Raw genomic sequence first — 15,783 nt, forward strand, 5'->3', positions numbered from 1 at the left:
AAAAGGATGCTGCAAAACAAAACTTATATGTTCTGTTTCTGCAGCATCCTTTGAAAATTTTAAGCGTTCTTCACTGTTGCAATATCAATCAGTGTCAGATCCTTGGCCCGGTTCTCCAGACTGGTCACAAGTGCTCTTGCCGTATCCAGGGCAGTCAGGACATTTACGCCTGTCTCAATGGCATTGCGGCGGATGATAAAGCCGTCATGGCTGCGCTCTGCTCCCTGAGCCGGGATATCCACGATCAGGTCGATCTGATGGCCCAGTACAAGATCCAGGATGTTCGGAGATTCCTGCTCCAGCTTGCGGATCTCATATGCCTTTACTCCGTGGGCATTTAAGGTGCGGGCGGTGCCTCTGGTAGCGAAAATCTGATATCCCACTGCAATAAAGCGGCGTGCAATCTCTACAGCCTCTTCCTGCTCGCTCTCACGGATAGTCATGATCATCTTCTTATACTTAGGCAGGCGGATTCCTGCACCCTCAAATGCCTTATACAGAGCCTCGTTAAAGGTCTTTGCAATACCGAGGCACTCTCCGGTGGACTTCATCTCAGGTCCCAGGCTGATATCTGCGCCCCGGATCTTCTCAAAGGAGAATACAGGCATCTTGATGGCGATATAATCAGCTGCAGGCTGCAGGCCCGGCGTATAGCCCAGTTCTCTAATGGTATGTCCGCAGATGATCTGGGTTGCCAGAGGAACAATGGGGATACCTGTTACCTTACTGATATAAGGCACCGTACGGGAGGAACGTGGATTTACCTCGATGATATATACATCCTCGCCGTCTACAATAAACTGGATATTGATCATTCCCTTTACATGAAGGGCTCTTGCCAGCTTGGCTGTGTAGTCCACAATGGTTTCCACATTTTTCTCTGTAATATCCTGTGCCGGGTAAACAGAGATACTGTCGCCGGAATGGATACCGGTACGCTCGATATGCTGCATGATGCCGGGGATCAGGATGTCTGTACCGTCACAGATAGCGTCTACCTCAATCTCCTTACCCATGATATATTTGTCTACCAGGATCGGATGCTCCTGAGCAATCTGGTTGATGATGCCGATAAATTCATCAATATCCTCATCATTGATGGCAATCTGCATTCCCTGTCCGCCAAGCACATAGGAGGGACGGACCAGAACTGGATACCCCAGCTTATGAGCAGCCTCTTTTGCCTCCTCGGCAGTAAATACCGTATGGCCAGCAGGTCTCGGGATACCGCACTGCTCCAGGATGGCGTCAAAGCGTTCTCTATCCTCAGCCGCGTCTACATCCTCAGCCGCTGTTCCAAGGATCGGAACGCCCATTTTCATCAGGGCTTCTGTGAGCTTGATGGCTGTCTGTCCGCCAAACTGAACCACTGCTCCGTCTGGCTTTTCGATATCAACAATGCTCTCCACATCTTCCGGTGTCAGAGGCTCAAAATACAGCTTATCCGCAATATCAAAGTCCGTACTTACGGTTTCAGGGTTATTGTTGATAATGATGGTCTCATAGCCTTCTTTGCTGAACGCCCAGGTGCTGTGTACGGAACAGAAGTCGAACTCGATTCCCTGTCCGATACGGATGGGACCGGAGCCTAAAACGAGAACCTTTTTTCTGCCCTCTGTTCTCTCTGCCTCATTGAAGCTTCCAAAGCAGGAATAGTAGTATGGAGTTTCTGCGGCAAACTCTGCGGCACAGGTATCTACCATCTTATAGGCAGCACGGATATTATTGTCATAGCGCAGCTTCTTGACAGCGCTCTGCTCCATCTTTGTTAGTCTGGCAATCACATTGTCAGGATACTCAATGCGCTTTGCCTCAGCAAGCAGCTCAGGAGTCAGCTCCTTCTTTCTTTCTCCTACTGCCTGAAGCTCCTTCTCCATCTCTACCAGGATCGCCAGCTTGTCAATAAACCAGAAGTCAATGCGGGTGATCTCATGGATCAGGCCGTATGGGAAGCCACGGCGCAGCGCCTCGGCAATTCGCCAGATCCGCATATCATCCACTTTATAGAGGTCATTTACCAGCTCCGTATAGGAAAGCTCTGTAAAATCATAGGACAGAAGGCAGTCTACATGCTGCTCCAGGGAGCGGATGGCCTTCATCAGGGCGCCCTCAAAGTTGGTGCAGATACTCATAACCTCGCCCGTTGCCTTCATCTGGGTTCCCAGAGCACGCTTAGCGCTGATAAACTTATCAAATGGAAGTCTCGGCATCTTTACTACGCAGTAGTCCAGCATAGGTTCAAAGCTTGCGTAGGTTTTCTTTGTAACGGCATTTTTGATCTCATCCAGAGTATAACCCAGAGCTATCTTTGCAGCCACCTTTGCGATGGGATATCCGGTCGCCTTGGAAGCCAGGGCAGAAGAACGGCTCACACGGGGATTTACCTCGATGACGCAGTATTCAAAGCTGTCGGGATTTAAGGCATACTGTACATTACAGCCGCCGGTGATCCCCAGCTCGCTGATGATGTTTAAAGCAGAGGTACGAAGCATCTGGTACTCCTTATCTCCCAGTGTCTGGGAAGGAGCCACAACGATACTGTCTCCGGTGTGTACGCCTACCGGGTCAATGTTTTCCATGTTGCAGACAGTAATCACATTTCCGGCTCCGTCGCGCATAACCTCATACTCGATTTCCTTCCAGCCTGCGATGCAGCGCTCTACCAGCACCTGTCCCACGCGGGAAAGGCGGAGGCCGTTTTCAAGGATTTCCGCACATTGCTCCGGATTGTGGGCAATACCGCCGCCGGATCCGCCCAGGGTATAAGCCGGACGAAGCACTACCGGATAGCCGATCTTTGCTGCGATCTCAAGACCTGTCTTTACATCCTCCACGATATCAGAAGGAGCCACCGGCTCACCGATCTTTTCCATGGTTTCCTTAAACATCTCACGGTCCTCGGCCTTTTTGATGGTCAGGGCTGTAGTTCCGATCAGGCGCACATTGTGCTCTCTAAGGAAGCCTGCGTCTTCCAGCTCCATGGCAAGATTTAAGCCTGCCTGGCCACCCAGAGTAGGAAGAATACTGTCCGGCTGCTCCTTTAAGATTAACTGCTCTACCACCTCTACAGTCAGGGGTTCAATATATACCCGATCTGCAATATCCTTATCTGTCATAATAGTCGCGGGATTGGAGTTTAAGAGCACAACCTCAATGCCCTCTTCTTTTAAAGAGCGGCAGGCCTGTGTGCCTGCGTAGTCAAATTCAGCCGCCTGGCCGATTACGATAGGGCCGGAGCCCAGCACCAGAACTTTTTTGATCTCAGGATTCTTTGGCATCAGTCATTTACCTCCATCATTTTCAGGAAACGGTCGAACAGGTATCCGGAATCCAGGGGGCCTGGGCAGGCCTCCGGATGGTACTGCACGGTGAAAATGTTCTTTCCTGTGTATTTTAAGCCTTCGTTTGTTCCGTCATTGACATTGATAAATGCAGGTTCTGCGATTTCAGGGGAAATAGTTGCATTATCAACCGCATAGCCGTGATTCTGGGAAGAAATGTAAACTCGTCCTGTCTCCAAATCCTTCACCGGATGGTTTCCGCCTCTGTGGCCGTATTTTAACTTATAGGTGTCCATGCCGTTTGCAAGGGCCATGAGCTGATGTCCCAGACAGATGGCAAAAATCGGCACATTGGAGTCATAAAGTTTCTTTACTTCCTTAATAATAGCCGTATTTTCCTTTGGATCGCCGGGGCCGTTGGAAAGCATGATGCCATCCGGGTTTGCTGCCAGCACCTCCTCTGCCGGTGTGTCCGCCGGGTAAACCGTTACCTCACAGCCTCTCTCATTTAAGGAACGGGCAATATTTTTCTTTGCTCCAAAATCCATGAGAGCCACTTTTTTTCCGGTTCCGGGAAGAACGTATTTTTCCTTTGTGGTAGTCTTTAAAACAACACCTTCTACGGAGTAATTTCTGATCCGCTTTAAAACCTCAGAGTGGTCTGTATACTCTTTAGTCGTGATCATGCCGTTCATGGTTCCTTTTTCTCTCAAAAGCTTTGTAAGTGCTCTTGTATCAATGCCGCTGATACCTGGGATATCCTGCTCCTTTAAGAAATTCTGAATGGTGTCTTCGCTGCGGAAGTTACTTGGGATCCTGGATAATTCCCGGACAATGTAAGCGTCCGGCCATGCTCTCTCTGATTCCATGTCTTCACGGCAGATTCCGTAGTTTCCAATAAGTGGATAGGTCATAACTACTGCCTGGCCTGCGTAAGACGGGTCAGTGAGCACTTCCAGATAACCGGTCATAGAAGTGTTGAACACGATCTCACTGATCACTTCACGCTCTGCTCCAATGCTGGTGCCGGTGAACACAGTGCCGTCTTCCAATATAAGGTATGCTTTCATATGGGGGTACCTGTCCTTTCTTATGTGTGTTTGTTGGGGATTGGAAATGTGTTAAGCATCTCCAGGGACCGTATTTCTGCGTCAGCCCAAATTGTAAAGATTATACTTTATTTCATTTTATTTTTCAATGGCTTGGAATCCTAAATTTTTTTGTGGTAATCTAATCTTTTTTGGCATGAAACTTGCTTGTACAGATCAAGGCAGAAAAACAGGGCAGAACGCACTGTTTTAACGTCTCTGCCCTGTTTTGGATTTCTTATGAAAATTTCAGAATATTCTCCTCAGCCTTTGCAACGATTCCATCCTTTTTGTTCATAGTAAATGCGGCTCCGCTTGGGAAGATCACCGGAGTCACCAGAGATTTGCCCTTTGCCTTTACTGCCTCTAAATCTACCACTACCAGAGTCTGGCCCTGCTTTACCTTGGCGCCCTGCTCTACCTTTACGTCAAAGCCCTCGCCGTTTAACTCTACTGTATCCATACCGATATGGATCAGGCACTCTACCCCGTCCTTTCTTCTGAGGCCATATGCATGACCGGTTGGAAAAGCTGCCGTTACCTCTGCGTCAAAGGGTGCAACTACCTCGCCCTCTGTCAGATCAATGGCAAAGCCGTCTCCCATCATCTTGGAAGAAAATGCCGGATCTGCCACTGCTGTGATATCCATCAGTGTTCCTCCTGCCGGTGATACAAACTCCGATTTCTTTTTTCCAAATAAAAATCCCATATTGCTCCCTTTCCTGATCTCCTGCTCCAACGGATGCAGCGCACCCTGCAGGAATCATTTCCCTTTATTCGTTCCTTAACAGTATAACTCATTTTGGGAGGAATGGGTAGTTAATTTTTCCTAAACTCAAAACATACTGCTGATGGACATGAATCTTCAAGCAGCTCTGCTGCATCATTAAGTACTCCTGCTGCCGTCTGACGCACTTCTGCGGAAGCCCATACCGGCGCTGCACCGTGAAATTCACGTATCATTCCTGCATCGTTGGCACTGTCTCCCATTACCCGAACTTCATCAATATCCGGTCTGCGGTTTAAAATCCAGTGCACTGCAGCTGCCTTATCCACTCCCTTTGCTACAATATCTGCATTCCATACATTCGCAAATGCACTTACCTGGTCAAATCTCTCATTAATTACCTTGCAAAGCCTCCGGATATATGCTTCATCTTTATTCCGCCGATGAATCTGGAGAATTGATTCAAGGCCTTCAATCTGATCAATCCTGCATACTCCATCACAGGCTTTCTGAGTCGTTGTTCCAGAAGAAGACAGTACATTGATTTTTTTATCTGTCATGGAAACGCCGCTTCCATCCTCATTTAATTCATGAAGAAACCTGAGTATTTTAAGAGCTGTTTTTTTCTCTATGATACGGCACAGCAGAAGCTTCCCCTCTTTATCCATAATAGCTGCTCCATTATTCAGAATCAGCCCATCCGGTTCCAGATCAAAAAATCCCAATTGCTCTTTAATAGATGCCAGATTTCTTCCTGTCGCGATAAAAAACAGATTTCCCTTCCTCTGCCATTGCTTTACAGCCTCTATATTTCTTTCACTGACTGCTCCGTTCACATAGAGAGTCCGGTCAAAATCACTTACCGCACATTTCATGCTTCCCGGATCTCCCTTCCTCTGCAGTACACGCAGATCAGATTTTTATCCTGATCCATAATAGTAAGATCCGCATCCATTCCGGGAGCAATTTTTCCTTTTCTATCATCTACATGGATATATCTAGCTGGATTTAAACTTGTCATCCGCATAATATCAAACCAGTCTGCTTTTGTATGGGCAGCCATGTTTTTCACAGACTCAGCATAACCCATTTCCACATTTTTCACTGCACTGTAGTCCTCCGGATCAAGCCATTCCGTTCGTCCGTCAAAATGTTCGATACGAACCTTATTTCCATCCTTCACAAAACGCAGCTTTCTCACATAATGCTCAAATTCAGTCTGGGTCTGTGCCAGTCCTGTACAGTCTGTTGTCAGTATAATACGCTCACTTCCCTTAATACGAAAAGCAATATCAAAGGCCTCATGGGATACTGTCAAACCTGTCTGTTTTGCAAATTCACAGAACATGTCATCGAAATACAGCGCAGCACCCGCTACTCCCAGCTCTCTGTGATGAAAGCCTTTCATTCCGCTGAACGTATGTGTAAAACCGCCGATTCCCACATCTTTTATATCCCTGATTTCCTGAAATGTAGCTGCACTATGGCCAATAGCTGTCTGTATTCTGTGTTCCCGGCAAAATTCCAAAACCTCCCTGGCTCCGGGCAGTTCAACTGCCAGAGTCATGTGTCGGCAGAGTTCTTTATGACGAAATGTATTATACAGTTCTTTCATTACCTGTATATCCGGATTCAGACAGCATTCCTCTTTCTGCATTCCTCTGTACTTGGGATTAATAAACGGTCCCTCCAGATGAACGCCAAGAAGTTCTGCCCCCTCTTCATTTTCCTCATATACCTGATCTGCTGCATGAATACATCTCTTAATCTCCTCAACACTGTCCGCTCCCGTTGTTCCAAGATAAGATGTAACTCCTGAGAATGGAAGAGTATGGCACATTTTCCGCAACGACTCCTCTGTTTTTTCATACCAGAAAGAACCGGTAGCCCAGCCATGAACATGGATATCAATAAATCCCGGAAGAATCACACAGTTACTGTAATCTTCATAAGAACCTTCCCAGCTTTTATGGATTCCCTGAATCTTCCCATGCTCCAGCTCTAAAAAACCATCAAATTCTTCACTTTCCAAAATAATGTGTTTTGAATACAGAACCATCTGTCTTTCCTCCTGTTACTGAAGATACCAGTATTCTCGGTTAACCTCCATCAGGTCATCCAAAACAGCCTTTGCCTTACCGGGATCTACCACCGTACGATTGACTGTGAGAGCCATCAAAGCCTTCTCATAGTTCTTTTCCCTGAATGCATCCACGGTCAGCTGCTCATAAGCATACTGCCCTTCCATCAATCCCTTGTAAAACAGAGGAATCTCTCCATAAGGATAACCCTTGGCTCCATCCTTTCCAATGGTTCCTGCCACTTCAATAATAGCATTTTTTTCAAAATTCGGAATAATTTCTTCATTTCGTACAAGAACAATAAATTCTCTATTAAGATCGTATGCAATGGACTCTGCCACCTCTACCATCAGGTTTCCAAATACACTGTTGGTCAGCATCTCTATTCCATCCATATTTTCCCGTCCCTCTGCCAGAGCGCACGCATCAAATACCTGCTTTTCTCTGGAATCCCGGGCCTCATCTGCTCTTGTATAATTTGGATCACTTTCAGCAGCAATCTCCTGAGGGAACATATAATACTGCATATAGGTGGTTGGTATATACTCGTCAAAATATTTCATATACTGGTTTACACGCATATAAGTATCCAGCCACGATTTGGAACGCTGCTCCGCATTAAAAGGTTTAAAATCATGATCTCTTAAATAGGTACGAAGCTCTTCAAAATGATCCTTCCCCTCCGTATCTTTTAATTCTGTAAACCAGCCGAAATGATTCAGACCGAAATATCTGGCCCTCAGACTCTCCTGCGGAACGCCCAGAATCTTCGCAAAGCTCTTCATCATGGAAAATGGCTGATCACAAAGGTTTAAAATCCGCTTATCGTCCGGGAACATCTGATCCAGTCCCAAAGCTACAATGGCAGCGGGATTCGTATAATTTAAAATCCATGTGTCTTTTGAATAGGAACGAACCTTTTCCACCATTTTCTTCATGGCTCCAAGAGACCGCATACCATAGGCAAATCCGCCCGGCCCACAGGTTTCCTGACCTACCAGACCATACTTAAGCGGAAGCTTTTCATCATAGGAGCGCATCCGGGTTTTTCCTACACGCATCTGACAGAACACAAAATCTGTTTCCCTGTAAGCTTCATCTTCATCTGTGGTAAATACTACCTCACACTCCGGGTAGTAGCATTTTAACACCAGACGGTCATAAGCTTCCATCTTTCCCATACGTTCTTCATCTATATCATAAAAAATAATCTTCTTTAATGGAAATCGTTCCTTATACTGTACCAAAGTACCTACCAGCGCCGGTACACGTCCGCTCCCTGCTCCTGCAATGGTAATAATATGTGATTCTCTCATTTCAATTCCTCCCAAGAGTCCTGATTTTTATGCTCTTCTTTTATGATTGCAGCTGCCTTTTCAGCTTTATCTGCCATTTCCACAGCCAGAACACTGCACAAGCCTGTATAGCTGGCCGGGTCAATCAACTGCTTTAATTCCTCTTTTGTAAACATGGATGAAAGTGTTTCATCTTCTGTCAAAACAGTAAAATAGTCCTTGTTTTCCAGTTCTGCCTTCATAGCCTTATCATAAAGAAGTTCATGAGCTTTATCTTTCCCGAGACGTTCTGCTGCCTTCATCATCACATACTCGCTGTTATCCAGTCCATGATTAATATTGGCATTTTCAAGCATTCGCTCCTTATTGACATTCAAAGTTCTTGTAAGCTCCTCAGCACGGATCAGTACCTCAGCAGTAAGCTCCATCGCTTCTTCCATAAGACCATCAAAAAGCATATAGGAACTGCTGTCACCCTCAAACATCCGCACAGCCGAATAAAGTCCCGTTGCCGGAAGAGAATACAGCTTCTGGGAATTCGCTATGATTCCCTTTGCCAGCTTGGGATTGATCTTCTGAGGCATGGTGGAACTCCCAATCGTTCCAGGCGTAAAACCTTCGCACACCTCAGAAAATTCTTCAATTCCCGTATAATACACTTCCTCTGCCATCTTGTGAAATGTATTGCACAGAAGACACAGATTCATCAGATATTCAACCTTCATCTGACTCATATTACGACTGGGAACCTCCATGGAAGACATGTTTAACCGTTCGGCTACCTGCTCCTGAACTCTTCTTCCCACAAGTCCTGTGGCATTGAAGCCTCCTACAGCTCCTCCCATCATCACCGTAAAGATCCGCTTCTCTGCTTCTTCAAAGCGCTCCAGATGGGTTAATAGCTCACTGATCCAGACAGATACTTTATAACCATATGTAATAGGAATAGCATGTTTTCCATGGGTTCTTCCCGCCATAACCGTATGGGCATTTTCCCTGGCAAGAGCTGCCAGGTGCTCTAATATATCTGCCAGAAAGCTTTTATAGATCTCTGTCACTTCCTTTGCTGTATACAGTTGGGAGGTCTGCTGAATATTCTGAGTAGTCACACCGTAATGAACATATTTTTTTCCTTCTCCCCTGCAGGCCCTTACAAGCACTTTTACAAAGGGCACAAATCCATGTCCCACCTTTTCTTTAATCCGGCTCATTTCTTCCATATCCAGATCTGCAAAAGCTACACTTCCTATATCCTCTGCTGCTGCTTTCGGAATAAAGCCCTCTTCTGCCTGTGAATATGCCAGAGCCTGCTCAATCTTCAGCCATGTACGGTATTTATTTTCCTCACTCAAAAGCTTCTTAATTCCCCTGTCATCCAGCTTACTTTTTGAATCATATAAAGCTCTCATGGTCTCCACCCCTTATTGTTTTAACTTATCATCCACTGCATGGCGCACAAATTCCACATGAGGTCCAAAAACAACATGGATGTGCTTCTCTGACGGGAAGAAAATTCCCGCACAGCCGGAATCCTTTAATTTCACCTGATCTACCTTCTTGGGATCAGAAAGGTCGACTCTCAGACGTGAAATACAGTTTTCCACATTTAAAATATTTTCTTTTCCGCCCAGACCATCGATTACAATCTCAGCAATAGCCGGCCAGTTCTTTTCTTTTAAGAGAATGCTTGCTGACTCCTCTACCTCAAAGGACTCTCTTCCCGGTGTTTCCAGTTCAAACTTTAAGATAAACCATTTAAATACAAAATAAAATACAATAAAGTTAAAAATTCCTAAAACAACCAGACCAATCCAGTGTGTATTCTCATACAGAAGACCAAAAATACCAAAGTCAAAAATAGTTCCGCGGATGTAACCAATACTGATCTTTAATAACTGATATGGAAGAAGTCCGATTCCACACATTACGCAATAAAGGATAAACAACGCCGGTGAAATAAACAGGAAGGAAAACTCAAGCGGTTCTGTAATATTTCCAAGAAATGCTGTCAGGCAGCAGGTCAGGATTACGCCCTTCGCAATCTTGCGGTTCTTCAGATAGGATGTATGGTACATAGCCAGTCCGATCGCCGGAACACGGAACAGAGTTGTAAGCATCTGTGCACCACCCAGATAGCTGGTGAGCTTTGGCATCAGCTGTGTCCAGTATTCGCTTGTAGGACCCAGGTTGAACAGAATCTCATTGGTTGCATTTAAAATACCAACATATTCCTGTCCATTAAGCATATAGGTACCGCCTGCCTCTGTAAAACGTACCAGAGAAGCCAGAACATGATGAAGGCCAAAAGGAATCAGCGCACGGTTTAAAGTATAATAAACAGAGCTTCCGATATAAGGTGCTGTAAAAATAAATGAAATACTGATTAAAAAATTTGTCAGTGCATTCCAGATTACAGGAAGAACCAGACCAATAGGGATCATACATACAAACGTAATAATCGGAATGGATTTCTTTCCTCCAAAAAAGGCAAATGCCAGAGGAAGTTCCAGACGGTAAAAACGGTCTGCCACTTTTGCCGCTACAAGACCGGCAATCAGGCCTCCCAGAGCCTCAATCTTTAATGTCTGAATTCCAAGTACAGTACCCTGTCCCACCTGAGCAGCAACTGCAGGATCTGCCAGAGTTCCTGTGGCTTTTAAATAAACATTCATTACTATGTTTAATGCCAGATATCCAACCGTAGATGCAAATACTGCAATTCCCTTTTCCTGTTTTGCCATTCCCTGAGCTACACCCATAGCAAACAAAAGTGGAATATTGTTAAAAATAATACTGGTAATTGACTGAAGACTGGAAAAAATAAGCCTTACGATTTCATTTCCCAAAAAAGGAAATTTATCGATCATATACGACTGTCCCATAGCACTGCAGATACCCATTACCATACCGATCGGTGCCAGCAGAGCAATCGGAAGAAGCAGGGAACGTCCAAAGGTCTGTATTCCCTCTTTCCAGCTTGAATTTTTCTTGTTCATACCGTTCTCCTCCATAGATGTGATTTCATTTGCATAATACAGACGCAGGCCTTACATCTGCCTTTTTTCACCCATAGCGCGCTTGTGAACTGTGTCCATTATGCCAGAGGAATGCGGAAGCTTCAAGGCAGAAAACGTATAGAAATTTCTTGCATTTAGTTACCTTTATTTTTATAATATATTTATCTGATTCAGTATATAAAAAGAGGTATCTATATGGGCTTTAATTACAATGATCTTACACTCCTTCGCTTTATACAAAAGCGCCACTCCATTCCCCTTGCCAAGGCTGCCCTTCAATTTGGAAAAAATGAAACCTCAATCCGGCGGGCAGTAGAACAAATCAACCTTTCCTTTCCCTCTCCAGTCATTGAAATCGAAAAGGGAATCTGCTCCAGCCGTTTAAGCTACGAAGAGCTTGTATCTCTCATCCGCAGTATGAGTCCCTCTGACTACGCCAGCTCATCCAGTGAGCGAATTATGGTTATGATTGTCACTATTTTCTTCTGCGGCTACGTAAATGCCTCGGAACTGTATGAAAAGTGGGGCTTGTCTCTGACAACAAAAAAACAGGATACAGGGCAGCTGCGATCTTTTCTGAAAAAATACAGACTGTTTCTGACAACCCTCCACAAAAAGGGACTTACCATAACCGGAGACGAGCTTCAGCTCTGTTTTCTTGTGATCGATATTCTCCACCCATTGCTGGAATTCACACCGGAAAACCGGGTTCATGCCCGTTTTGCCAATACTCCCATTGAACGTCAAAGTTTCGAAACGGCTATGATATATCTGGAAAAAGGATTTTCCCCTGCCGCTGAAAAACTGACTCATTTTCTTGAAGAAAACCACCTGGCATTGAATTATCCATCTAAAAAATTCCTTCTGCTTTTTATCTGTATCATGGAAACCCGTCCCTTAAAACCGGACACAACATTTTCCTGCCGTCTGCCTTTTAAACCTCTGGATCTCCATTTCACAGACTCACCCATGGAAAATAAGCTCTATAATGTAGCTTTAAGTATGCAGAACTTTTCAAAAAATCCCACACTTCCCTTTGATGCCCGCCTTTGGCAGATTACAGAGCGTTTTGCAGAAGATGTTGTAAACGGATTGGCACATCCTTTTTCCATCAGCGAGGATTTTCTGACAGAACTTTACGAATATTTTTACAGAGAAATCACCCTGGACTATTTTCATTGTACGTTTGTAGATAAAACAGTAGAAAATACAGCCGGAAAATTTCCCGTACTCTACGAACAGATCCGCAGATACGGAATATATTTTCAGGCTGCATATAATTTTTCCCTTCTGGATGAGCATTTGTCCACCCTGACCCTTATGGTGGAAAAACATATTATAAAAAACCGGACTGCCGACCGCAGAAGAAAGCGAATCATTATTATGACCAGCATTAACTTTGAACGAATCAGTTTTTTTCTGGAGCAGTTAAGAGAATACATTGCATTTCAGTGGGTAGAAACCCTGAACCTGAACGAAATACACCGATTAAATGATCTGTCATATGACTGTATTTTCTGCTTTTCTACCCGAATTTTCAATATTCTCAACAGTCGGGAACTTCCGGTAATCAGGGTGAACTTTTTTCTGGAAAACAAAGATATTGACCGGCTGCTTAAGCTGGGATTTTCTGCCCAGACACATCGTTTTAACGCCAATTCTCTCGCTCTTGATCTGGCCGGAAAAACAGAGGCGGAAATGGTATCCTATCTGAAAAACAGATTTGGAGATTATTTTGTATGATCTGGCTCACTGCCCCTATATAAGCTCCGCCATCCTTGTAATCCCCACATAGATATGGGAAATCCGGTACCAGGTAGCAAAATCCACCGCTCCTGTCTGGGGAAGGCCGAAGATGCTCTGGAATTCCCGCACCGCAGCCGCTGTGCGCGGGCCGTAGATGCCGTCGGGCGCTACTCTGGGAATCGCTGTATAAACAGTGGCTATGGCGTCCAGCTGTTCCTGAAGCTGACGCACCTTGGAGCCGGAGCTTCCCTGGCTTAGATCAGAACCGGGCCATGAGGCAGGAATGCCTGAAATCTGCTCGGCAGTATTGATATAAATAGAGTCTCCATAGAAATACCGTAAAATCTCTATAGGACTGTAGCCCTGCTTTCCCAGATCACAGGATCCCCATTGCGTCATCCAGCCTTCACAGCTGACCTGCCTTCCGTCGCAGTACTGGGTCAGAATCGGCTGACGGACGCCGGGACGGGACAGATAGGCGTCAAAAATTTCATCCACTACCTGAGAAATGCTCTGGAAAATATTTCTGCCGTAAATCCATTTATGGTCAAAAGCTGTAGATGAGGTGATGGTAAAATCATAGCCCTGATTTCTGTACCATTCAGTGTACACACGGTTTAAGGTAAAGGACATGATCGCCAGTACATTAGCGGTAATGGAGCTTTCCGGCCAGGTAGAGTAAATTTCACTGCAGGCTACATTTTTAATATAGTCCCGATAGGGAACGTAATAGTTTTTAGCGGTAGAGTCAGTGGGAACGCCATCATGAACCACTATGGTCTGGGGAATTACCACACGGCTTAATACGATTTCTCCGCTTTCATTGACCGGTTTGACCTCATCCTCCGCAATCTTGGGCGGATAATTACCGTAAAGGGTATGATCCGGAATCACTACCGGATCTTCGGGAGGCTGCTCCTGCGCCAAGGGTGTCATAGCCGCAGGCTGGATCGCATTGGAATCTGCTAAAATCTCTGTGCCGGAAATCGCCAGAGGCTCAAATCCCTCTGCGCGGACGATGAGATCGTACTCTGAATAGGGCTGGATGATTCCTGGATTCAGGCTGTATTCCACCGGAGGCGCAGGAAGGGAGAGCTGTTCTGTCTGTCCGGAGGAATTGGTGCTTACTTCCTCCATCACCCGATCCGGCTCTCCCTTTGTGCTGATACTTATAGTTGCATTTTTAATTGGAAAGTTGTTCTGAATATTGACTACATTGACCTGTAAGAAACCTCTGGAATTTGTTTCCTGAGCTTTTACCATTTGAAACCTCAAAAAATCCTTGCTTACTTACAATATAAGCAAATTTTTCCTGATTATGACTTCAAATAAGAAAAACCGCTCTGTTTTTTCTGTCCTGTCCTCATTTCAACTCCAAGATTCCTTCTTCCCAGATGACGACATCCATTAAAAGATCATGGGCTTCCCAGGGGATTTCCGCCTCCATCAGACGCCCTCTGCAAAGCACGGCCCAAGGGCCAGGAACGGATCGCAGAAACCTATCGTAAAAACCGCCTCCATATCCCAGACGCCGGCCGTCCTCAGAGCAGGTCAGACACGGAACAAGTGCCAGCGAAATTTCTTCCGGCTCTATGATCTCGGCAGCTTTCTCCGGCTCCTCAATGCCATAGCTTCCGGGATACAATTCGCCAAGAGAACGGATCTGCCGTGCCTCCATGATCCCCTTTGAAATGCATTTTGGCACAGCCACCCGCTTTCCCTGATCCAAAGCAGCCTGAATCAGCGGTTTGGTATGAATCTCCCCGGCAGTTCCCACAAAGCAGAATATCGTTTCTGCCTTTTGAAAATATTTCCAGTTTAAAATCCACTGTCGGATCTGTTTATCTGCCTGATGACAGTAAGCCGGATCAAGGTAGACGATTTTCTCCTTTATCTGCCTGCGCAGAAGCTGCTTTTGGATATTTATTTTCTGAAGTTCCATTGGCTAAGTCTCCTTTATACTTTATTGAACCATTATACCACCAATATCAAACTTCCCCTATATATTGAATCCCATCTGTATTCGACAGTTTTTGAATCAGCTCTGCATGCTCATACTTTTGAATACTCTTTAATGTGAGAAATACAGAAATCCTATAATGATCGAAGCAAAATCCTAGCACTCATGCTGGCATATGTCAGTTCCCGAAGCTCCTGCATGGAATCAATCCTCTCTTAAAATCCGAGTAGAATGAAATTTATACATATTATAAAAATATGTCATTTCCGGCTGTCGGAGAGTAAAAGAAGCTTTATTATTTTTCATTTCCTGTGATAATGTTTCGCAGACTATTTGAATATTCTCTTTCTCATCCTGTGTCATTTCCCACAACTGATATGCAATACTGATATGAAATCCATAGCTGTCATGATCCGGAAAACGCACACCTAATTTATCAGAAACCTCATCTCTAAAATTTTTTAAATTTGCAGCTGACTGTTCATCTTCTGGAACGAACCTTATGAGGATCGCTTTCTTTGATAAATCAATATAATCAAAAACCATTCTTGTTTCTGGAAGTTGTTTAACTTCTTTATATTTATCCTG

12 protein-coding genes are annotated in these 15,783 nt (G+C 45.0%); 1 reads left to right on the forward strand and 11 read right to left on the reverse strand.

Features of this window, described 5'->3' with window-relative positions:
* Window positions 1-59: 59 nt before the first annotated feature.
* The 8 genes from carB to WKT10_RS14570 form a co-directional block, all read right to left on the reverse strand.
* Complete coding sequence (gene carB / locus WKT10_RS14535) at window positions 60-3,278, reverse strand: carbamoyl-phosphate synthase large subunit (protein WP_337433711.1); 3,219 nt, start codon at window positions 3,276-3,278, stop codon at window positions 60-62.
* Window positions 3,278-4,351, reverse strand: coding sequence for a carbamoyl phosphate synthase small subunit (locus tag WKT10_RS14540; protein WP_066546429.1), 1,074 nt, complete (start codon window positions 4,349-4,351; stop codon window positions 3,278-3,280). Before WKT10_RS14540 ends, carB begins: the two co-directional genes overlap by 1 nt.
* Window positions 4,352-4,607: 256 nt before the next feature.
* Entirely contained in the window at window positions 4,608-5,078 is a 471-nt protein-coding gene (locus tag WKT10_RS14545; protein WP_337433710.1) for a PTS sugar transporter subunit IIA, read from the reverse strand.
* Between the two features lie 110 nt (window positions 5,079-5,188).
* A complete protein-coding gene (locus tag WKT10_RS14550) occupies window positions 5,189-5,971 on the reverse strand; it encodes an HAD family hydrolase (RefSeq protein ID WP_296035139.1) in 783 nt (260 codons plus the stop codon).
* Window positions 5,968-7,155: an N-acetylglucosamine-6-phosphate deacetylase gene (gene nagA, locus WKT10_RS14555; RefSeq protein WP_296035136.1), complete on the reverse strand. Its 1,188-nt coding sequence runs from the start codon at window positions 7,153-7,155 to the stop codon at window positions 5,968-5,970. The genes WKT10_RS14550 and nagA overlap by 4 nt, the downstream gene beginning before the upstream one ends.
* A gap of 15 nt (window positions 7,156-7,170) precedes the next feature.
* Window positions 7,171-8,493, reverse strand: coding sequence for a family 4 glycosyl hydrolase (locus tag WKT10_RS14560; protein ID WP_340277929.1), 1,323 nt, complete (start codon window positions 8,491-8,493; stop codon window positions 7,171-7,173).
* Window positions 8,490-9,881: a class-II fumarase/aspartase family protein gene (locus tag WKT10_RS14565; protein WP_340277930.1), complete on the reverse strand. Its 1,392-nt coding sequence runs from the start codon at window positions 9,879-9,881 to the stop codon at window positions 8,490-8,492. Before WKT10_RS14565 ends, WKT10_RS14560 begins: the two co-directional genes overlap by 4 nt.
* 12 nt (window positions 9,882-9,893) lie before the next feature.
* On the reverse strand, window positions 9,894-11,468 hold the full coding sequence (locus tag WKT10_RS14570) for a PTS transporter subunit EIIC (protein WP_296035129.1): 1,575 nt from the start codon (window positions 11,466-11,468) through the stop codon (window positions 9,894-9,896).
* Between the two features lie 216 nt (window positions 11,469-11,684).
* On the opposite strand from WKT10_RS14570, the gene WKT10_RS14575 reads away from it, so the two are divergent.
* Window positions 11,685-13,232, forward strand: a complete 1,548-nt coding sequence (locus tag WKT10_RS14575; protein WP_296035127.1) for a helix-turn-helix domain-containing protein — start codon at window positions 11,685-11,687, stop codon at window positions 13,230-13,232.
* Between the two features lie 15 nt (window positions 13,233-13,247).
* Here WKT10_RS14575 and WKT10_RS14580 read toward each other — a convergent pair whose 3' ends face one another.
* The 3 genes from WKT10_RS14580 to WKT10_RS14590 all read right to left on the reverse strand — a co-directional run.
* Complete coding sequence (locus WKT10_RS14580; protein ID WP_296035124.1) at window positions 13,248-14,498, reverse strand: peptidoglycan-binding protein; 1,251 nt, start codon at window positions 14,496-14,498, stop codon at window positions 13,248-13,250.
* A 100-nt stretch (window positions 14,499-14,598) separates the two neighbouring features.
* Window positions 14,599-15,177 carry a 5-formyltetrahydrofolate cyclo-ligase gene (locus WKT10_RS14585; RefSeq protein ID WP_340277931.1) on the reverse strand — a complete coding sequence of 193 codons (579 nt, stop codon included), beginning with the start codon at window positions 15,175-15,177 and terminating at the stop codon, window positions 14,599-14,601.
* Window positions 15,178-15,399: 222 nt separating this feature from the next.
* The coding region (locus WKT10_RS14590) for a hypothetical protein (RefSeq protein ID WP_340277932.1) at window positions 15,400-15,783 on the reverse strand (384 nt) is incomplete at its 5' end.

The sequence above is a fragment of the Enterocloster sp. HCN-30185 genome (genome assembly GCF_037890305.1).
Taxonomy (GTDB): Bacteria; Bacillota; Clostridia; order Lachnospirales; family Lachnospiraceae; genus Enterocloster.